Raw genomic sequence first — 19,036 nt, 5'->3', positions numbered from 1 at the left:
AATAGGAGGCGAACCTGCTGAACTGAAACATCTAAGTAGGCAGAGGAGAAGAAAACAAAAGTGATTCCGCTAGTAGTGGCGAGCGAACGCGGAATAGCCCAAACCAATGTTGTTACGGCAATATTGGGGTTGTAGGACCACGATATTTCTTGCGGATTGAATTAGAATTACCTGGAAAGGTAAACCGAAGAGGGTGATAGTCCCGTATAAGTAAGAGAAGATAAGGATAGTGGTATCCTGAGTAGGTCGGGGCACGTGAAACCCTGATTGAAACTGGCGGGACCATCCGCTAAGGCTAAATACTCCTGAGAGACCGATAGTGAACCAGTACCGTGAGGGAAAGGTGAAAAGAACCGTGAATAACGGAGTGAAATAGATCCTGAAACCATACGCCTACAAGCGGTCGGAGCCCATTCGTTGGGTGACGGCGTGCCTTTTGCATAATGAGCCTACGAGTTACCGTTGCTGGCGAGGATAAGTGATTAAGTCATGGATCCGTAGCGAAAGCGAGTCTTAATAGGGCGCTTTAGTCAGTAGTGGTAGACGCGAAACCGTGTGATCTACCCATGGGCAGGTTGAAGTTTAGGTAACACTAAATGGAGGACCGAACCGTTTAACGCTGAAAAGTTTTCGGATGACCTGTGGGTAGGGGTGAAAGGCCAATCAAACTCGGAAATAGCTCGTACTCCCCGAAATGCATTTAGGTGCAGCGATGATCATAGTTACTTAGAGGTAGAGCTACTGATTGGATGCGGGGGCTTCACCGCCTACCAATTCCTGACAAACTCCGAATGCTAATTAATGATAATCATCAGTGAGGGCATGGGTGCTAAGGTCCATGTCCGAGAGGGAAAGAACCCAGACCATCAGCTAAGGTCCCCAAATGTATGCTAAGTTGAAAAAACGCGGTTTGATTGCCCAGACAGCTAGGATGTTGGCTTGGAAGCAGCCATTCATTTAAAGAGTGCGTAACAGCTCACTAGTCGAGCGATCGAGCATGGATAATAATCGGGCATAAGTATACTACCGAAGCTATGGATTTACGTTTTAGACGTGAGTGGTAGGGGAGCATTCTATCGACATAGAAGCCGTACTGTGAGGTATGGTGGAGTTTATAGAAAAGAAAATGTAGGCATAAGTAACGATAAGGGGTGCGAGAAACACCCCCGCCGTAAGACTAAGGTTTCCTGAGCTATGCTAATCAGCTTAGGGTTAGTCGGGACCTAAGGCACACCCGAAGGGGGACGTCGATGGCCAACGGGTTAATATTCCCGTACTACTAATAATTGTGATGGAGTGACACAGTGATGAAAGCACCGCGAACTGACGGAATAGTTCGTTGAAGCACGTACCTATATTCCCTATAGTAAAATGCGTAGGGGATGGAGAAATGCGATAGTACTCAGCGTTTTCGAACAACGAGATAGTGTGCCTAAGGGCTGTCAAGAAAAGCTTCTAAACTTAGATTATTAGTACCCGTACCGTAAACCGACACAGGTAGTCGAGGAGAGTATCCTAAGGCGCTCGAGAGATTCATGGCTAAGGAACTAGGCAAAATAGACCTGTAACTTCGGGAGAAAGGTCGCCAGCGCAAGCTGGCCGCAGTGAAAAGGTCCAGGCGACTGTTTATCAAAAACACAGGGCTCTGCAAAATCGTAAGATGAAGTATAGGGCCTGACACCTGCCCGGTGCTGGAAGGTTAAGAGGAGATGTTATTCGCAAGAAGAAGCATTGAATTGAAGCCCCAGTAAACGGCGGCCGTAACTATAACGGTCCTAAGGTAGCGAAATTCCTTGTCGGGTAAGTTCCGACCTGCACGAATGGTGTAACGATCTGGACACTGTCTCAGCCATGAGCTCGGTGAAATTGTAGTATCGGTGAAGATGCCGATTACCCGCAGTGGGACGAAAAGACCCTGTGCACCTTTACTATAGCTTAGTATTGTTCTTGGATAAGTGATGTGTAGGATAGGTGGGAGACTTCGATCCTGCGTCGCCAGGCGTAGGTTAGTCATTGTTGAAATACCACCCTTTGCTTATTTGAGATCTAACTCTGCATTGCAGAGGACATTGCTTGGTGGGTAGTTTGACTGGGGTGGTCGCCTCCAAAAGAGTAACGGAGGCTTCTAAAGGTTCCCTCAGCACGCTTGGTAACCGTGCGTAGAGTGCAATGGCATAAGGGAGCTTGACTGGGAGACTAACAAGTCGATCAGGTACGAAAGTAGAGCATAGTGATCCGGTGGTTCCGCATGGAAGGGCCATCGCTCAAAGGATAAAAGGTACGCCGGGGATAACAGGCTGATCTCCCCCAAGAGCTCATATCGACGGGGGGGTTTGGCACCTCGATGTCGGCTCGTCACATCCTGGGGCTGGAGAAGGTCCCAAGGGTTGGGCTGTTCGCCCATTAAAGTGGCACGCGAGCTGGGTTCAGAACGTCGTGAGACAGTTCGGTCTCTATCTACTGTGGGCGTTAGAAATTTGAGTGGATCTGATTCTAGTACGAGAGGACCGAATTGGACCAACCTCTAGTGCATCTGTTGTCTCGCCAGGGGCATCGCAGAGTAGCTACGTTGGGCAGGGATAAGCGCTGAAAGCATATAAGTGCGAAACCCACCACAAGATGAGATTTCTTTAAAGAGCCGTTGAAGATGACAACGTTGATAGGCTATAGATGTAAAGGCAGTAATGTCATAGTCAAGTAGTACTAATAGCTCGTAAGCTTATGTGTACTCCCTCTACTTTAGAGTAGAGGGAGGGCAACTTTCTAAAATGAAGTAAGTATTTGTTACGTTATAATATACCGAATTAGTTATAGGATCCGCAAGGAATTTATAACAACCGCTTTAGGGTGGTTATTGCGGCGGGGCTCACCTCTTCCCATTTCGAACAGAGAAGTTAAGCCCGCTAGCGCAGATGGTACTGCCACATGGTGGGAGAGTATGTCGTCGCCCTTCTTTTGAAAAGCCTGATTACGTAAGTAGTCAGGCTTTTTTGTTTTATAGCTGTTGGTGAGAGGGTGTGATGGTGAGAAGGTGTGGTGGTGAGAGGGTGTGGTGGTGAGAGGGTGTGGTGGTGAGAGGGTGTGGTGGTGAGCAAACCTCACAAAGTAATTGGAGAGAGGAAAAGGGAGAGAAGTAAATTTTCTAAATAGTGTAAATTTTTCTTTAATCGATAAATCTTACAACTTCACAAATAACAAACCTCACGAAAAACAAAGCACAAATCTCACAAAAAGCCTAGATACGCTATCTTACTCCATACAATTGGGCTATTGGAATTTATTATTATCAAATGTGTTTTTTTTATTTAATTTTATTGAATTATTCGTAATATTTGATTTTTAGTCAGAATTATTTTGTTTACAAATATTTAACTACCGAATAATATTCATTAAATGATAAATATTTCCGTATATTATTCTTTTGTATTATCTTTGCACTGTAAAACTAGAAAACGATGGAATATAAGTTAGATGAAATTGATTTGAAAATTTTGCGTATGATGCAAGACAATGCGAGAATCAATAATTCTGAATTAGCTCGTGAACTTGGAATGGCTCCTTCAGCTGTCTTAGAACGCGTGAAGAAACTGGAGCATAAAGATGCTATTGTAGCTTACCATGCAAGAGTTAATCCTAATGCGATTAATCAGAAGATGCTTTCTTTTATCTTTATTAAGGTAGATGAAATTATCGGAGATGAGAATACCGGGAAAGCATTAGCTGAAATTCCAGAGGTACTAGAAGTACATGATATAGCTGGTGATGATGGCTACATCGTTAAAGTAAGAACATCTGATTCGATTGCGCTTGTAAATTTAATGCGTAATTCTTTGTCTAAGATTGACGGAATTATTTCAACAAGAACAATCATCGTGTTACAAACAGTAAAAGAAGATAATAAATTAATAATTCCAGACACATTAGAATAGTTATGAAAGCAGTAGCTACAAATCAAACGAATAATAAAGTAGTATTAGGTGCCTATTTAGTAGTGTACTTCGTATGGGGATCTACTTTCTTTTTTATTCATAAAGCATTGAGTGATTTTACACCCTTTGTTTTAGGATCTTTGCGCTTTTTTGCTGCCAGCATGATTTTGTTGACCTATTGTAAAATGCGCGGATATAAGATCTTCAATAAGCAGGTCGTAAAGCAAGCGTGCATTACTGGATTTTTGTTGCTTTTTATTGATATGGGAGCCTTAATTTGGGCGGAGCAACATGTGTCAAGTGGTATCGCAGCTATTATGGCAGCAGCAGCAGCCTTATGGTTCATCATTTTAGATAAACCACAATGGAAGCACAACTTTTCAAGCTTACCTATTGTATTAGGTTTGATTCTTGGATTCGTTGGTGTAATTATGTTATTTGCTGAGCAAATTACAATTGCAGGAGATGAAAGTCAACGTTTATTGAATATCTTCTGTATGGTATTGTTGATTTTAGGATCAATTGCTTGGACAGTGGGATCGTTGTATTCTAAATATTCAAAAGCGAAAAACGAGAATAAAGGGGAGGATTTACACGTGATGGTAAAAACATCATGGCAGATGATTACAGCAGGTGTTTTATTTACAGTTGTGGCTTTATTAAATGGTGAATATGCTCAATTTGATGTATATGAGATTTCAGCTTCAGGATGGTTTTCTTTGGTGTACTTAATCACTTTTGGATCAATCCTAGCTTTTGGATCTTACATTTGGTTGATTCAAAATAGACCTGTAACAGAAGTGAGTACATATGCTTATGTAAACCCTGTGGTTGCTGTAGCCTTAAGTTACTTCTTTACAGATGACATTATTACAAGTCTTCAAATTGGAGGATTAGTTGTTGTATTGTTAAGTGTTGGTTTAATGAACTGGGACCTTTATAAGGGAAGTAAAATATTTAAAAAAGTATTTTCCAAAAAACGTTCATTAGATGCACGAGATGGGGAACAACTGAACATGAGTAATTAATTCTTTTTTCATTATTATAAAATTGATTAAAGCTAACGAAGCAATTCGTTAGCTTTTTTTTATCTAATACTTTCATGTAGAGTTATTTGATTTTAAAATTTGTGAAAATTTGTTTTTTACAATTAAAAAATGTTGTACTTTTGCACAGCTTTTAGATCAGCGCTGTTTCACTAAAAGTCAAAGAGTTATAAATGTAAAACCACTTCTGTTCTTTATCGCTGAATAACGAAACTAGATAATACAGGATACAAATTTATTATCAGCACATGTCTGAAAACATTAAAACACAGGAAGAATTTTTAAAAGATTTTAATTGGGATAACTATGAAAATGGTATCGATGCAGTTGATGCAGCTCAATTAAAAGAATTTGAAAGCTTAGTAGACAAAACTTTTATTTCTACAGACGACGAGGAAGTAGTTGAGGGAGTTGTAGTGAGAATTACTGACAGAGACGCTATTGTAGATATCAATGCTAAGTCTGAAGGTGTTATTTCATTAAACGAATTCCGTTACAATCCAAACTTAAAAGTAGGAGATAAAGTTGAAGTATTAATCGACGTTAGAGAAGATAAATACGGACAATTAGTATTATCTCACAGAAAAGCTCGTACAATCAAAGCTTGGGATAGAGTTATTGCTGCTCATGAGTCAGGAGAAATCGTTAATGGTTTCGTGAAATGTAGAACTAAAGGTGGTATGATCGTTGACGTATTCGGAATCGAAGCATTCTTACCAGGTTCTCAAATCGATGTTAAGCCTATCCGTGATTACGATCAGTACGTAAACAAAACAATGGAATTCAAAGTAGTTAAAATTAACCACGAATTCAAAAACGTTGTTGTATCTCACAAAGCGCTTATCGAAGCAGATATCGAAGTACAGAAAAAAGAAATTATCGGTCAATTACAAAAAGGTCAAGTGTTAGAAGGTGTTGTTAAAAACATTACTTCTTACGGAGTATTCATTGACTTAGGAGGTGTTGACGGATTAATCCATATTACAGATTTATCTTGGTCAAGAATCAACCACCCAAGCGAGGTGTTAGAGTTAGATCAAAAATTAAATGTTGTAATTTTAGATTTCGACGACGAGAAAACAAGAATCCAATTAGGTTTAAAACAACTTTACGCTCACCCTTGGGATGCTTTAGATGCTAACTTAAACGTTGGTGACAAAGTAAAAGGAAAAGTAGTTGTTTTAGCTGATTACGGTGCTTTCATCGAAGTTGCTGAAGGTGTTGAAGGTTTAATCCACGTTTCTGAAATGTCTTGGTCTACTCACTTAAGATCAGCTCAAGATTTCGTAAAAGTTGGAGACGAAGTAGAGGCAGTTATCTTAACTCTTGATAGAGAAGAAAGAAAAATGTCTTTAGGTATTAAACAATTAAGCCAAGATCCTTGGACTGATATCACTGCTAAATATCCTGTAGGATCTAAGCATTCAGGTATCGTTCGTAACTTTACTAACTTTGGTGTATTCGTAGAATTAGAAGAAGGAATTGATGGATTAATTTACATCTCTGACTTATCTTGGACTAAGAAAATCAAACACCCATCTGAGTTTGTAAACGTAGGAGATAAATTAGATGTTGTTGTATTAGAGTTAGACGTTGAAGGACGTAAATTATCTTTAGGACACAAACAAACAACAGCTAACCCATGGGATAAATACGAAGATGCTTATGCTGTTGGTACTATCCACAATGGTGAAATTTCTGAATTAGTTGACAAAGGAGCTACAGTAGTTTTCGAAGAAGACGTAGTAGCTTTCATCCCAACTCGTCACTTAGAAAAAGAAGACGGTAAGAAATTGAAAAAAGGTGATTCAGCTGAGTTCAAAATCATTGAATTCAACAAAGAATTCAAAAGAGTAGTAGCTTCTCATACTTCAATTTTCCGTGAAGAAGAGGAGAAAAATGTAAAATCTGCTGAAACTACAGTAAATGCTACAGAAAAAACTACTTTAGGAGATATCGACGCTCTTGCTGAGTTAAAAGAAAGAATGGAAAAAGGAAACTAATCCTTTCAATCGATACAAACTAAGAAGCCCTGACACAAAGTGTCGGGGCTTTTTTTTTTAGATAATAACTAGAATCAACTCATCTTTTGCTCCAGGAAGGTTATCTTTGGTGGATTACAGACTATTTAAATTCTACTGCTTATGATTGAATTAAAACCGTTGTCAAAAGAGGAGGTTACGCCTTTTTATACCTGGATTAACGATGAAGAAGCTATTAAGTATTCTTTGAGTCTTTTTCAACGTTTATCCTCAAAAGAACAAATTGATGAATGGTATGAAAGTTTGTTCACGGAACAAAACACCTATAATATTGGGGTGTTTTTGAAGTCTACAGGGCAGTTAATTGGCTATGCGGGAATCAGTGGTATATCGAAGTTTAATCACAGCGGAGAATACTTTATTTTTATTGGAGATAAATCCCAATGGGGAAAAGGAATTGGAACACAGGTAACGGAAGCAGTTGTTGCGCATGGATTCGACGCATTACAGTTGAACCGCATTATGCTTACGGTTTCCGAGCTTAATTATGGTGGAGTTAAAGCCTATGAAAGAGCAGGGTTTCAAGTGGAAGGCGTGTTGAGAGAAGCGTGTTATCGAGAAGGGGCTTATCACGATAAGATTGTAATGGCAATGTTGCGTTCAGCATATAAGCAGGGATTGAAGTAAAGTAAGAGGTATTTTTCTTTTTTGAGATTTCGATAAACTATTTTTTTTACGTTATTCGGTGAATTACAATTATATTTGATTTAATATCATACGAACTTTAGGAAAGACATCGTACTCGTGAAAGTAAATTTTGTATAAAAACGTGTTATTCGTTAATCCTTAACGTAAATTGAAAAATATGGAAAAAGATAGGCTAGAATTACGTGTTGAAAATTTAACCTTAGAAAGTAAAGTTGAATTTACAACAGAAGAAGTGGCAAAAATTGCGGAATACAAAAAAAGTATTGATTTAACGAATACCACGCAAGTGATTCAATACGGATCTAGTAGTCAATTAAAAGCGAGTGCTTTTGCGACTGAGATTCTGAAGCAAGTACAAACGAGGGATTTGGGAGAAACGTAAGGAATATTAGTTTCTTTACGAGAAGAGGTGAAATCGTTTGAAGGAATTGCGAATAAGAAAAGTTTTTTTCCTTTTTTGGATACCTTAAAGAAGAAAATAGCTCGTTTGCAAGCGCAATACAGCAAGGTTGAAACGAATATTAATGGAATAGAACTACAATTGGAACGTCATTATAAGTTAATGATGAAAGACGTTGCGATGTTTGATAAACTCTTTGATGAAAATAAAAACTACTTCAAAGAGTTGTCTTTGTATATTGCTGCTGGAGATGAGAAATTACACGAACTAAATACAATCGAATTGCCAAGAGCTAAGGCTGAAGTGGAGCAAGAACAAGATCCTGTGAAAATGCAAGCCTATAAAGATTTAGAACAACAAGTGATTCGCTTCGATCGAAAAGTACACGATTTGAAATTGACGCGTATGATTATCCTTCAATCTTCTCCACAGATTCGAATGGTGCAAAACAATAGTTTGATGTTGATGGAGAAACTGCAATCGAGTATTGTCAATACCATTCCTTTATGGAAAAATCAGATGATTTTAACCTTGGGACTTGCGCGTTCCCAACAAGCGTTAAGCGCTCAACAAGCAATAACAGATACAACAAATGAATTGTTGACTAAAAATAGTGAAATGTTGAAAGATTCAACGGTTAAAATTGCAAAAGAAACAGAACGAGGAATTGTAGATATTGAGACGATTCGCAAAGTAAATGCGGATATTATTAGCACGATAGATGAAATAGTTCGTATTCAAGAAGAAGGAAAAGGAAAACGTAGAGCGGTTGAAATCGAATTAATTGAACAAGAAAATGAATTAAAGAAACACTTGATAGGAAACGATACAGCAACTAGTAAGTAAAAAAATGAAATAAAAAAAGGAGATTCATCTGAATCTCCTTTTTTGTATGTGTGCTATATTATTTTGCTGCATTAGTAGCTGTTAGCTCAGCAATCTTAACGATTACTTCTGTAGCTTTTACCATGCTTTCTACAGGTACATATTCGTATTTTCCGTGGAAGTTGTGTCCTCCTGCAAAGATATTAGGACATGGTAATCCCATATAAGATAGTTGAGATCCATCCGTTCCACCGCGAATTGCTTTGATAAGAGGCTTAATACCTAAATCTTTCATCGCTTGTTCTGCAGTATCAACAATATGCATTACAGGTTCTACTTTTTGTTTCATGTTGAAGTATTGATCTCCGATTTCACAAGAAACAATTGGTCCACCAAATTTTTTGTTGTGTTTTTTGTTGAATTTCTTCGCTAACTTGTCAATAAACACTTTTCTTTGCTCGTATTTTTTCAAGTTGTGGTCGCGGATAATCAGCTCTACAATAGATTCTTCAATGCTTCCACTCACTGTGTGTACGTGGAAAAATCCTTCGTATCCAGTTGTTTTTTGTGGCACTTCATCTTTTGGTAATTTGTTGATGAATTTGTTTGCTAAAAGAATAGAGTTAATCATTTTTCCTTTAGCATATCCTGGGTGAACACTTTTTCCAGAGAATGTCAATTTCGCATACCCAGCGTTGAAGTTTTCGTATTCTAATTCACCAATCTGACTTCCATCCATTGTGTAAGCCCATTCTGCACCGAATTTCTTTACATCAAATAAATGTGCGCCACGACCGATTTCTTCATCTGGTGTGAATCCAACTCGAATTTTTCCGTGTTTGATTTCTGGATGTTGTACTAAATACTCCATTGCTGAAACAATTTCAGTAATTCCAGCTTTGTCGTCTGCTCCTAGTAAAGTAGTTCCGTCAGTAGTGATTAACGTTTGACCTTTATATTGTAATAGATCTTTAAAGTATGAAGGTGATAAAACAATGTTTAGTTCTTTGTTTAAAACGATATCCCCACCATCGTAGTTGGGTACGATTTGCGGTTTTACATTTGCCCCAGAAAAATCAGGTGAAGTATCAAAGTGCGCAATAAAACCAATTGTAGGTACTTCGTGCTCTACATTGCTTGGCAAAGTAGCCATCACATATGCGTTTTCATCTATTGTTACGTCTTCTAGACCAATTTGTTTTAGTTCCTCAACTAATTTGTTTGCTAAATCCCATTGCTTTTCAGTACTTGGGCAGGTTTGAGAAGAAGGATCAGACTCAGTATCAACAGTTACATAACTGATGAAACGATCAATAATATGTTGCATAGTATTAAATTTTATATCTAACAAAAGTATGAATTTATTAACTGATAGCCTTATAATGTCTGCGCTTTTTCTTTTAAACAAGAAGAAAGAGAAATGAAAAATATTAGAATATCATTAGTAAACCTTTTTTTTGAAAGCTTGCAATTATTTGGAAGGAAGTATTGTTGTATCTTTGATTTTTATTTAAAATTGCGCTGCAAATGAAACATATACTTTGTTTATTTACGTTGTTGATTGTGAATCTAATGGGAGCAGTAAATCCGATAAAAGAGTATGTAGATTACCCCATAAATTCAAATTTTAAATATGAAGAGGTTCGCATTAAAACTCCTGATGGGTACGCGTTAAATACGTGGATCTTATATGCGAAGGAAGAGAAAAAACTAAATCGAACGTTGGTTTTAACTTATGGTGATACGGGGAATATGTCCTATTGGTTGAGACAAGTCATAGAAGTAGTCAACCAGGGATATGATGTAGTGCTGTTTGATTATCGTGGATTTGGCGAAAGTGATGCTTTCACTTTGGAGGAAGATCAGTTGTACTATGATGAATTTGCAACGGATTTACAAGCCGTTGTTGCTTATGCAAAAAGCAAGTTTCAAACCAAGATAGGCGTTTGGGCTTTGTCAACTGGCACGCTTGCTGCTGTTCTCGCGTATGAGGTTGAATCTTATGATTATTTGATTGCAGATGGATTTATGGTAAGTCCCAAAGCAATTGTAGCCAAACTAGATGAATTTTTACAGAAAGAAATAAAATTACCGGAACAAGCTCGAGATTATGATAAAGCACTAACGCGTTTATCAATTCCTGTGCTGTTTTTTGCAGGAGATCGCGATGGATTGACAACCGTACAGGAGAGTAATCGCGTGAAACCTTTAAATCCTAAAAGCCAAGTGGTTCTGTTTAAAGGAGGGCACTTACAAGGTTTCCAAGCGATGACCAATACGTATCACGGGCAAGGATATATCGAAGCAATTAATTCTTTTTACGACAAAACTTTTGAAAAGTAGTATAATAATGGAACACAGACATTTTCTCCTATATAAGCCTCATGGGTATATCAGTCAATTTATTTACGAGAAAAAGAGAACAAAAAAGAAATTAGGAGAATTATTTGATTTTCCGGAAGGTACCATGGCTATTGGTCGCTTAGATGAAAATTCTGAAGGTTTGCTTTTGCTGACTACGGATGGAATGACAAGTGAACGCGTGCGTGGCGAAAAATATGAAAAAGAATACTATGCTCAAGTTGATGGTCAAATAACAGCTGAAGCAATCGAAATATTGCGTAAGGGGGTAGAAATTGGTGTCAAAGGGGAAAAGTATAGGACGAAAGAGTGTGAAGTAGAAGGTTTGTCGGCCGTACCCAATTGGATTGGGGTAGGACGAAGAATACGCGATGAACGACATGGACCGACAAGTTGGATACGCATTGTATTAACCGAAGGGAAGTTTAGACAGGTCCGAAAAATGACAGCTAGTGTTGGATTTCCTACTTTGCGATTGGTTCGCGTCCGAATCGGTGATATTAGATTAGAAGGATTACAAGTAGGGGAAGTGAAAGAAGTATCAAGAGTATAAATACAAGTTGTATGAGTAGTAAAGCAAATGAGAATTACCAATTCCAAAAAATAATAGCAATTGTAGGTGTACTCTTGTTTATTATTAAGCTAGTTGCCTGGTATTTGACTCGATCTGTAGCCATTTTTACAGATGCTTTGGAAAGTGTAGTGAATGTGATTAGCGGGTTTATCGGCTTGTATAGTTTATATCTTTCTGCCCAACCTCGAGATCGAAATCACCCTTATGGTCATGGAAAAGTAGAATTTATTTCTGCCACAATTGAAGGAGGGCTTATTATTATGGCAGGTATTGCTATTATTTTTGAAGCCGTACGAAATTTAATTAACCCGCAACCCATTGGACAATTGGATTATGGAATTTATCTAGTTGCCATTACTGCCATTGTGAATTTTATTTTGGGGTGGTATGCAATTAAAAAAGGAACAAGAAATAAATCGTTGGCTTTAGTAGCTAGTGGAAAACATTTGCAGTCTGATACTTATTCTACCTTAGGGATTATTATCGGATTATTGTTACTGTATTTCACTGATTTACATTGGCTGGATAGTGCGGTTGCTTTGGTTTTTGCCCTTATTATTATTGTCACAGGATATAAAATTGTTCGAGGAGCTGTTTCAGGTATTATGGATGAAACGGACGAGGCTTTATTGAAAGAGGTGGTAGCGTATTTAGAGCACAATAGAAAAGAAAATTGGATTGATTTGCACAATATGCGGATTATCAAATATGGAAGTGTTTTGCATTTTGATTGCCACATGACTATTCCTTGGTATTTTACAATTGTTGAAGGACACAAGGAAGTAGAATTGTTAGAAAAGGAAATCAGTGAACACTTTGGAGAAGATTTAGAACTCTTTGTTCATATGGATGATTGCAAAACATTTTCCTGTAGCATATGCAGTAAACAAGAATGTCCATTTAGAAAAGAACCTTTTGTTAAACAAGTGAAATGGACGATAGAAAACGTTTCGAGAAATAAACGACATACATGTACTACAGAGCAAGAGTAAAACGCTTCGTTTGCCTATTGAATTGGAGGATGTCATCTTCAAAAAAATGATCAAAAACACCATTGGAAATTAAGTTTTCAATGGTGTTTTGCGTATAACCATGAGGCTGAAGTACAATCGCTTCTGCAGCAAATTGAAGGGCTAGTTCAATATCGTGGCTAGAGAAGAGAATGGTTTTGTTTTCTTCTTGAGTAAGTTGTTTCAGCAATTGGTATAATTTTACTTTGTGATTCAAGTCCAAATAGCTTGCAGGTTCATCTAAGATAATCAAAGGTGTATTTTGTGCCAAGGCTCGTGCAATGAAAACACGTTGCAATTGTCCATCACTTAAATTTAGCAAGGGTTGCTGAATAAAATCGGATATAGCAGTAAGGTGAATTGCTTTTTCAATCCAATAAGTATCTTCTGCAGTAGGAGTAGATTTCCAGTCGATATAAGGAATTCTGCTAATTTGCAATACTTCTAAGGCACTTAAGTTAGCATGGGGAATCGGATCCGTTAAAACGACGCTGATTTCTTTCGCACGTTCAGCGGCAGAATAAGAAGTGAAATCTCGTCCATTTAAAGTAATCATACCATGTAAAGGTTGGAGATGTCCCGTTAAGGTTCGAATTAATGTTGATTTTCCAATACCATTGATGCCAAGTAAAGTAGTTAAAGTTTGAGGCTTTAGCTGAAGATTGAGCGCTGTTTGAATGTGTAGTGTTGACGTTTTTCCTTGTAGGTATCCAATCGTTAAGTCCTTCGTTTGTAGCATGATATTCTTGTTCTAAGGCAAGGTACAAACTTACTACAAACTTTTTTACCTCTAGTAAATTACCAAGGAAAAAGAAAGACTTTTGACGGTAGATTCGTTGGATTATAATATTGAGTACAGTAAATAAGTTTTATATTTGTTGCGTAATAAATTTAGATTGTCGAAATAATGAAACCGAACACACAACAACTAACGGAGTTAACTACACAAGTAAGAAGAGATATTCTTAGAATGGTACATGCGGTGAATTCTGGGCATCCTGGAGGTTCATTAGGGTGTGCTGAATACCTCGTGTCTTTGTATCAAGCAATCATGGATCGTAAAGAAACATTTGCGATGGATGGAGAAGGAGAAGATCTTTTCTTCTTATCGAATGGACATATTTCCCCTGTATTTTACAGTGTATTAGCACGCAGTGGATATTTTCCTGTGGCAGAATTAGCTACGTTTAGAAAGTTAAATACAAGATTACAAGGGCATCCTTGTACACATGATAAATTACCAGGTGTACGCATGGCTTCAGGATCTTTAGGACAAGGATTGTCTGTAGGAATCGGAGCAGCTCAAGCGAAGAAATTAAATAAAGACGAGCATTTGGTTTATGTACTCTTAGGAGATGGTGAACTTCAAGAAGGTCAAAATTGGGAAGCGATGATGTATGCATCGGCTAATAAAATTGATAACTTAATTGCTACAGTTGATTTAAACGGTAAACAAATTGACGGACCAACAGAAGATGTATTGAATTTAGGTTCTATGAAAGCTAAGTTTGAAGCGTTTGATTGGACGGTAATCGAAATCAAAGAAGGAAATTCAATTGATGCTATTCTAAAAGGATACGAACAAGCGAAAGCTTTGACAAAACAAGGAAAACCAGTTTGTGTGTTGTTACATACCGAAATGGGGAATGGAGTTGATTTTATGATGGGGACACATGCTTGGCATGGAAAAGCACCGAACGATGCACAGTTAGAAGAAGCTTTAAAACAAAATCCAGAAACTTCATTTGGAGATTATTAATCTAGTTGACTTTAGAATTATCATGAAAAAATATACGAATACAGGAAGTAAAGATACGCGTTCAGGTTTTGGAGCTGGACTTACAGAATTAGGACAAAAAAACGAAAACGTAGTTGCCTTATGTGCAGATTTGATCGGATCGTTGAAAATGGACGATTTTAAAAAGAATCATCCAGAGCGTTTCTTTCAAGTGGGAATTGCAGAAGCGAATATGATTGGAATTGCAGCAGGGATGACAATTGGTGGAAAAATTCCTTTCACGGGAACATTTGCTAACTTTTCAACAGGACGTGTGTATGATCAAATTCGTCAATCTGTAGCATACTCTGAGAAAAATGTAAAAATCTGTGCTTCACACGCAGGATTAACTTTAGGAGAAGATGGGGCTACACACCAAATCTTAGAAGATATTGGATTGATGAAAATGTTACCAGGAATGACTGTAATTAATACATGTGATTACAATCAAACTAAAGCAGCTACTTTGGCTATTGCAGAATATGACGGACCTGTATATTTGCGTTTTGGACGCCCTGTCGTGCCTAACTTTATGCCTGAGAACGAAAAGTTTGAAATAGGTAAAGCGGTTCTTTTACAAGAAGGAAAAGATGTTACAATTGTAGCAACTGGACATTTAGTTTGGGAAGCTTTACTAGCAGCAGAAATTTTAGAGGCAAAAGGAATTACAGCAGAAGTAATCAATATTCATACTATTAAACCGTTAGATGAAGAAGCTATTTTGCGTTCTGTTGCTAAAACAGGATGTATTGTAACAGCTGAAGAACATAACTTTTTAGGAGGGTTAGGAGAAAGTGTTGCTAGAGTTCTAGCGTTAAACAATCCACTACCACAAGAATTTATTGCTGTACAAGACACTTTTGGTGAATCAGGTACTCCAGATGAATTAATGGAAAAATATGGTCTAAAATCGACTAATATTGTAGAAAAAGCAGAAACGGTTATCAATAGAAAATTCAAAAGATAAGATATACGTTGATATAAATAAAAAAGAGATGGTGTTTACCATCTCTTTTTTTATTCCGTACCATAAAAAAAGCAGCTGATGAATCAGCTGCTTTTTTTGGTGTATATTTTATTTGCTAGGCCAAACCCATTCGCCGTCAACCATAAATGGTTTACATGTGTTATCTAAGTAACGAGGGGTGCCTGAACACGTTTTTAGTTCAGGAGCATCATAACTATAATGCTTAATTTTACCATTAGCGTCTTTATATTGCAATTCTATTCTTGTAGGAACTCCATCACCATCATCATCAATATCTAAAAAGTTTGGAACACCATCTGCGTTTGTGTCTAATTCAAAGTAATCGTGAACAGTTAATTCAGTCCCTATTTTTTCTGGTTTTACTTCAAATTTCGAAGGAATACCATCTAGGTCATGATCTCTTTCAAATGCACTTATTAAGGTTAAATCAGCAATATAAGGCTGGTATGCTTTTAATGTTGAATATCCTGAATTAAATTGACCTAGTCCTGCAGGTATAAAAGTGATGATACGTCCTGCAGTAGTTTCGTCGAAGGAAGTCGTTCCATCTGGATTAATACCTGAGTTTAAAGCTGTTTTGATAAAGTGCAGCATTTGACGTTCTCCCGTATACATACGAAGTGGCGTAGCAGCTGTACCTCTTAATTCAGCAATAGTATTTGGAAAGGAATAGAAACCTCCTGTAGAAGGATGATTGATTGAAGTGACTCTTTCGTTTTTTAACGTGAAGTTATTTCGTTTAACAAAGATAGAGTCAACAGGTGAACTTTTCTTCCCTTCTCCTTCGTTTAATACGAGGTAGTACATTTTATACTTTACTGTATCTGCGGATTTAGCATATTTAAAAATCGTTTTTGTACGATCATAAGGATCAGTTAATGAAAATGCAGCATAATCCTCATTGTTTACAATGATAGATTTCAAACGACTATCTTCAAAAATAGTAGGCTGATTTTTGTAATTAGGGCTCGTTATACTATCAAAAGAAATGATACCATTGCGCTCAATCATGTAATTGTTTTTCAAATACTTTTCGATTGAAGTAATGTTTTCGGTATAAACTTCTTTAGAATCTCTAGGTGGTACAAGTGGTAAACCTCCAGAATCATCACTCTTATTACAGTTAGATACTGTAAAAGCAATTGTTAGAATACCTAAAATAGAAAATAGTCTATTCATTATTTTTGAGTTATTTTAGTAGTGCAAGATACAATTTTACTTTATTTTTGTCTTGTTTATTTAAAGAATTTTAATATTTAATTATGCGTATTGACAAGTATTTGTGGTGTGTACGGTATTATAAAACAAGAAATATAGCGACTGAAGCTTGTAAGAAGGGACATATTACAGTAAACGGACAAACAGCAAAACCCTCACGTGAAGTTTTTCCTACTGATAAAATTACGTTGAGAAGGGATCAAATAGTCTATAAATTAACGGTATTAGATGTACCTCAAAGTAGAGTTGGTGCTAAATTAGTGGATATTTATCGCAAAGATGAGACACCAGCAGAGGCTTTTGAGCATTTAGATTTACTGCGTCAAACCAAAGAGTACTATCGAGCTAAAGGAACGGGACGACCGACGAAAAAAGATCGAAGAGATATCGACGGATATTTGGATAACGAAGAGCATGACGAAGATGTTGAATAAATCGTATTGGGAGGATCGATATCAAAATAAAGAGGATTTTTGGAATGCAAAGTCAATTACTACTCCTTTGAAAGCGTATATTGATCAGTTAGAGGATAAATCAATGCACATATTGGTTCCAGGAGTTGGTCATGGGCATGAATTAGTTTATTTACACAAGCAGGGATTTGCTGAAAGTGTTGGTGTAGATTTTACAACAATAGCTTTTGAGCAAACCATCGAAAATGAACCTAGTATTTCCAAAGATGCAGTTGTTATAGCAGATTTTTTTCAACACCAAGGAAAGTATGACTTAATTCTAGAGCAAACGTTTTTTTGTTCCCTTCCTGTAGCGAAAAGAAAAGATTACGTTCAAAAAATGCATGAGTTACTTCAACCAGAAGGGAAATTAGTAGGATTGCTATTTGATACTACATTTGAGCATGATACACCACCTTATGGAGGGGATAAAGACGAGTATTTAGCGCTATTTGAACCTTATTTTACCATCGAGGTTATGGAACGAGCATTCAATTCCATAAAACCTAGGCAAGATCGAGAATTGTTTATTATATTAAAGAAAAAGATATGGCACAAAAAATCATTTTAAATAAAGAGCAGATTGGATTTAAAACCAAACGTATCGCGTATCAGATTTACGAAACATTTTCTGAAGAAGAAGAAATTGTGATTGCTGGTGTAGCGAATAGTGGTTTTATTTTTGCTCAAAAAATTGCCAAAGTATTAGAGGAAATAGCTACAATGAAAGTAAAATTGTGTGAAGTACAAATTGATAAGGCTAATCCTATTAATCCAATTCGCACCTCTTTAACGCCAGAGGAGTATACAGGTAAATCAATTATTTTAGTTGATGATGTATTAAATTCAGGAGCAACGTTGATTTATGGTGTAAAACACTTTTTGAATGTACCAATAAAGAAAATGAAGACAGCAGTTTTAATTGATAGAAACCATAAGACCTATCCTATTAAGGCTGATTATAAGGGATTATCCTTGTCTACTTCTTTGTTAGAGCACATTCAAGTGGTTTTTACGGAAGAAGATGAATACGCGTATTTGAGTTAATCTTCAAGTATCGTTTTAATTTCCTGGACAATTTGATTGACGGGTTTATCATCAACGGAAATGACGTGTTTGGCTTGATAATAGAAATAGCTGCGATCAAATAAATGTTTAGCAATAAAAGTTTCAAGAGTATCTTCGGTGTTGGTTTGCAACATTGGTCGATGCTCTTTTTCTTTTGCTAAACGTTGGGTTAGGGTTTGTATGGATGCCTTTAAATAAAAAGATTGAATTCCCTCTTGTTGTAAAATAAGATGATTGTTTGCATAACAAGGGGTGCCTCCTCCTAAACTTAGTATCGCTCGTTCGTTTTTGTTTAAAAGTTGATGCAAGATTTGGTGTTCAATCTTTCGGAAGTATACTTCTCCTTTTTCGGCAAAAATGGTTGTTATCTTTTGTTGTTGCTGTTTTTCAATTTCATGGTCTAGGTCATAGTAAGAAAGATGAAGTTCTTGAGCTAATTGTTGAGCAATTGTTGATTTTCCTGCGCCCATATAACCTAAAATAATTATTTTTTCCATAAAATAAGGGGTTGTAAAATAGTGAGTTATGCATAAATACCCCGTTTTAGGGGGATGTTGTTGACAAAAATAAAACAAAAACATGATGTTTTTAAAAAAAAACGTTCTATATTTGCACCCGCAATCAGGAATTGATTAGACTCGATAGCTCAGTTGGTAGAGCACAACACTTTTAATGTTGGGGTCCTGGGTTCGAGCCCC

The 19,036-nt window shown here is 37.0% G+C and carries 16 protein-coding genes, 2 rRNA genes and 1 pseudogene; 15 read left to right on the top strand and 4 right to left on the bottom strand.

Annotated elements, in window-relative coordinates:
• From AWV75_RS17750 to AWV75_RS17720, 7 genes and pseudogenes are all read left to right on the top strand, one after another.
• Positions 1-2,728: ribosomal RNA gene (locus tag AWV75_RS17750) — 23S ribosomal RNA — on the top strand; the annotation flags it as partial.
• Between the two features lie 115 nt (positions 2,729-2,843).
• Positions 2,844-2,953: ribosomal RNA gene (rrf, locus tag AWV75_RS17745) — 5S ribosomal RNA — on the top strand.
• A gap of 502 nt (positions 2,954-3,455) precedes the next feature.
• A complete protein-coding gene (locus tag AWV75_RS17740) occupies positions 3,456-3,929 on the top strand; it encodes an Lrp/AsnC family transcriptional regulator (protein ID WP_060875615.1) in 474 nt (157 codons plus the stop codon).
• A 2-nt stretch (positions 3,930-3,931) separates the two neighbouring features.
• Complete coding sequence (locus AWV75_RS17735; protein WP_060875614.1) at positions 3,932-4,957, top strand: EamA family transporter; 1,026 nt, start codon at positions 3,932-3,934, stop codon at positions 4,955-4,957.
• A 266-nt stretch (positions 4,958-5,223) separates the two neighbouring features.
• Positions 5,224-6,978 carry a 30S ribosomal protein S1 gene (rpsA, locus tag AWV75_RS17730; protein ID WP_060875613.1) on the top strand — a complete coding sequence of 585 codons (1,755 nt, stop codon included), beginning with the start codon at positions 5,224-5,226 and terminating at the stop codon, positions 6,976-6,978.
• 141 nt (positions 6,979-7,119) lie between these two features.
• A complete protein-coding gene (locus AWV75_RS17725; RefSeq protein ID WP_060875612.1) occupies positions 7,120-7,644 on the top strand; it encodes a GNAT family N-acetyltransferase in 525 nt (174 codons plus the stop codon).
• Positions 7,645-7,822: 178 nt separating this feature from the next.
• A pseudogene (locus AWV75_RS17720) lies at positions 7,823-8,911 on the top strand (toxic anion resistance protein).
• 58 nt (positions 8,912-8,969) lie between these two features.
• Here AWV75_RS17720 and pepT read toward each other — a convergent pair.
• A complete protein-coding gene (gene pepT, locus AWV75_RS17715; RefSeq protein ID WP_060875611.1) occupies positions 8,970-10,217 on the bottom strand; it encodes a peptidase T in 1,248 nt (415 codons plus the stop codon).
• Positions 10,218-10,417: 200 nt separating this feature from the next.
• Here pepT and AWV75_RS17710 point away from each other — a divergent pair, with 200 nt between their 5' ends.
• The 3 genes from AWV75_RS17710 to AWV75_RS17700 are packed head-to-tail and all read left to right on the top strand — an operon-like array spanning position 10,418 to position 12,817.
• Complete coding sequence (locus AWV75_RS17710) at positions 10,418-11,233, top strand: alpha/beta hydrolase (RefSeq protein WP_060875610.1); 816 nt, start codon at positions 10,418-10,420, stop codon at positions 11,231-11,233.
• Between the two features lie 7 nt (positions 11,234-11,240).
• Positions 11,241-11,804 (top strand): pseudouridine synthase, encoded by a 564-nt coding sequence (locus AWV75_RS17705; protein ID WP_060875609.1) that lies wholly within the window; start codon positions 11,241-11,243, stop codon positions 11,802-11,804.
• Positions 11,805-11,815: 11 nt separating this feature from the next.
• Positions 11,816-12,817 carry a cation diffusion facilitator family transporter gene (locus AWV75_RS17700; RefSeq protein ID WP_060875608.1) on the top strand — a complete coding sequence of 334 codons (1,002 nt, stop codon included), beginning with the start codon at positions 11,816-11,818 and terminating at the stop codon, positions 12,815-12,817.
• On the opposite strand, the gene AWV75_RS17695 is transcribed toward AWV75_RS17700, so the two are convergent.
• On the bottom strand, positions 12,801-13,574 hold the full coding sequence (locus AWV75_RS17695) for an ABC transporter ATP-binding protein (protein WP_060875607.1): 774 nt from the start codon (positions 13,572-13,574) through the stop codon (positions 12,801-12,803). The genes AWV75_RS17700 and AWV75_RS17695 overlap by 17 nt on opposite strands.
• Before the next feature lie 168 nt (positions 13,575-13,742).
• Here AWV75_RS17695 and AWV75_RS17690 point away from each other — a divergent pair, with 168 nt between their 5' ends.
• Positions 13,743-14,594: a transketolase gene (locus AWV75_RS17690; protein ID WP_060875606.1), complete on the top strand. Its 852-nt coding sequence runs from the start codon at positions 13,743-13,745 to the stop codon at positions 14,592-14,594.
• A gap of 22 nt (positions 14,595-14,616) precedes the next feature.
• Positions 14,617-15,579 (top strand): transketolase family protein, encoded by a 963-nt coding sequence (locus AWV75_RS17685; RefSeq protein ID WP_060875605.1) that lies wholly within the window; start codon positions 14,617-14,619, stop codon positions 15,577-15,579.
• Positions 15,580-15,687: 108 nt separating this feature from the next.
• Here AWV75_RS17685 and AWV75_RS17680 read toward each other — a convergent pair whose 3' ends face one another.
• Entirely contained in the window at positions 15,688-16,779 is a 1,092-nt protein-coding gene (locus tag AWV75_RS17680) for a hypothetical protein (RefSeq protein WP_060875604.1), read from the bottom strand.
• An 83-nt stretch (positions 16,780-16,862) separates the two neighbouring features.
• On the opposite strand from AWV75_RS17680, the gene AWV75_RS17675 reads away from it, so the two are divergent.
• The 3 genes from AWV75_RS17675 to AWV75_RS17665 are packed head-to-tail and all read left to right on the top strand — an operon-like array spanning position 16,863 to position 18,317.
• Positions 16,863-17,252, top strand: coding sequence for an RNA-binding S4 domain-containing protein (locus tag AWV75_RS17675; protein WP_060875603.1), 390 nt, complete (start codon positions 16,863-16,865; stop codon positions 17,250-17,252).
• Positions 17,233-17,841 (top strand): methyltransferase domain-containing protein, encoded by a 609-nt coding sequence (locus AWV75_RS17670; protein WP_231738192.1) that lies wholly within the window; start codon positions 17,233-17,235, stop codon positions 17,839-17,841. The genes AWV75_RS17675 and AWV75_RS17670 overlap by 20 nt, the downstream gene beginning before the upstream one ends.
• Positions 17,820-18,317: a phosphoribosyltransferase family protein gene (locus AWV75_RS17665; protein ID WP_060875601.1), complete on the top strand. Its 498-nt coding sequence runs from the start codon at positions 17,820-17,822 to the stop codon at positions 18,315-18,317. Before AWV75_RS17670 ends, AWV75_RS17665 begins: the two co-directional genes overlap by 22 nt.
• On the opposite strand, the gene AWV75_RS17660 is transcribed toward AWV75_RS17665, so the two are convergent.
• A complete protein-coding gene (locus AWV75_RS17660) occupies positions 18,314-18,835 on the bottom strand; it encodes a shikimate kinase (protein WP_197429608.1) in 522 nt (173 codons plus the stop codon). The genes AWV75_RS17665 and AWV75_RS17660 overlap by 4 nt on opposite strands.
• Positions 18,836-19,036: the final 201 nt, after the last annotated feature.

Source organism: Myroides odoratus, assembly GCF_001549985.1.
Taxonomy (GTDB): Bacteria; Bacteroidota; Bacteroidia; order Flavobacteriales; family Flavobacteriaceae; genus Flavobacterium; species Flavobacterium odoratum_A.
Note: the sequence above shows the minus strand (reverse complement) of the source record. Positions and strands in the feature narration are given on the sequence as shown.

Bases quoted from the DNA above. Each gene is read 5' to 3' on its own strand.
- AWV75_RS17740 (WP_060875615.1), top strand. From the start codon at position 3,456: ATGGAATATAAGTTAGATGAAATTGATTTGAAAATTTTGCGTATGATG.
- AWV75_RS17735 (WP_060875614.1), top strand. From the start codon at position 3,932: ATGAAAGCAGTAGCTACAAATCAAACGAATAATAAAGTAGTATTAGGT.
- rpsA (WP_060875613.1), top strand. From the start codon at position 5,224: ATGTCTGAAAACATTAAAACACAGGAAGAATTTTTAAAAGATTTTAAT.
- AWV75_RS17725 (WP_060875612.1), top strand. From the start codon at position 7,120: ATGATTGAATTAAAACCGTTGTCAAAAGAGGAGGTTACGCCTTTTTAT.
- pepT (WP_060875611.1), bottom strand. From the start codon at position 10,217: ATGCAACATATTATTGATCGTTTCATCAGTTATGTAACTGTTGATACT.
- AWV75_RS17710 (WP_060875610.1), top strand. From the start codon at position 10,418: ATGAAACATATACTTTGTTTATTTACGTTGTTGATTGTGAATCTAATG.
- AWV75_RS17705 (WP_060875609.1), top strand. From the start codon at position 11,241: ATGGAACACAGACATTTTCTCCTATATAAGCCTCATGGGTATATCAGT.
- AWV75_RS17700 (WP_060875608.1), top strand. From the start codon at position 11,816: ATGAGTAGTAAAGCAAATGAGAATTACCAATTCCAAAAAATAATAGCA.
- AWV75_RS17695 (WP_060875607.1), bottom strand. From the start codon at position 13,574: ATGCTACAAACGAAGGACTTAACGATTGGATACCTACAAGGAAAAACG.
- AWV75_RS17690 (WP_060875606.1), top strand. From the start codon at position 13,743: ATGAAACCGAACACACAACAACTAACGGAGTTAACTACACAAGTAAGA.
- AWV75_RS17685 (WP_060875605.1), top strand. From the start codon at position 14,617: ATGAAAAAATATACGAATACAGGAAGTAAAGATACGCGTTCAGGTTTT.
- AWV75_RS17680 (WP_060875604.1), bottom strand. From the start codon at position 16,779: ATGAATAGACTATTTTCTATTTTAGGTATTCTAACAATTGCTTTTACA.
- AWV75_RS17675 (WP_060875603.1), top strand. From the start codon at position 16,863: ATGCGTATTGACAAGTATTTGTGGTGTGTACGGTATTATAAAACAAGA.
- AWV75_RS17670 (WP_231738192.1), top strand. From the start codon at position 17,233: ATGACGAAGATGTTGAATAAATCGTATTGGGAGGATCGATATCAAAAT.
- AWV75_RS17665 (WP_060875601.1), top strand. From the start codon at position 17,820: ATGGCACAAAAAATCATTTTAAATAAAGAGCAGATTGGATTTAAAACC.
- AWV75_RS17660 (WP_197429608.1), bottom strand. From the start codon at position 18,835: ATGGAAAAAATAATTATTTTAGGTTATATGGGCGCAGGAAAATCAACA.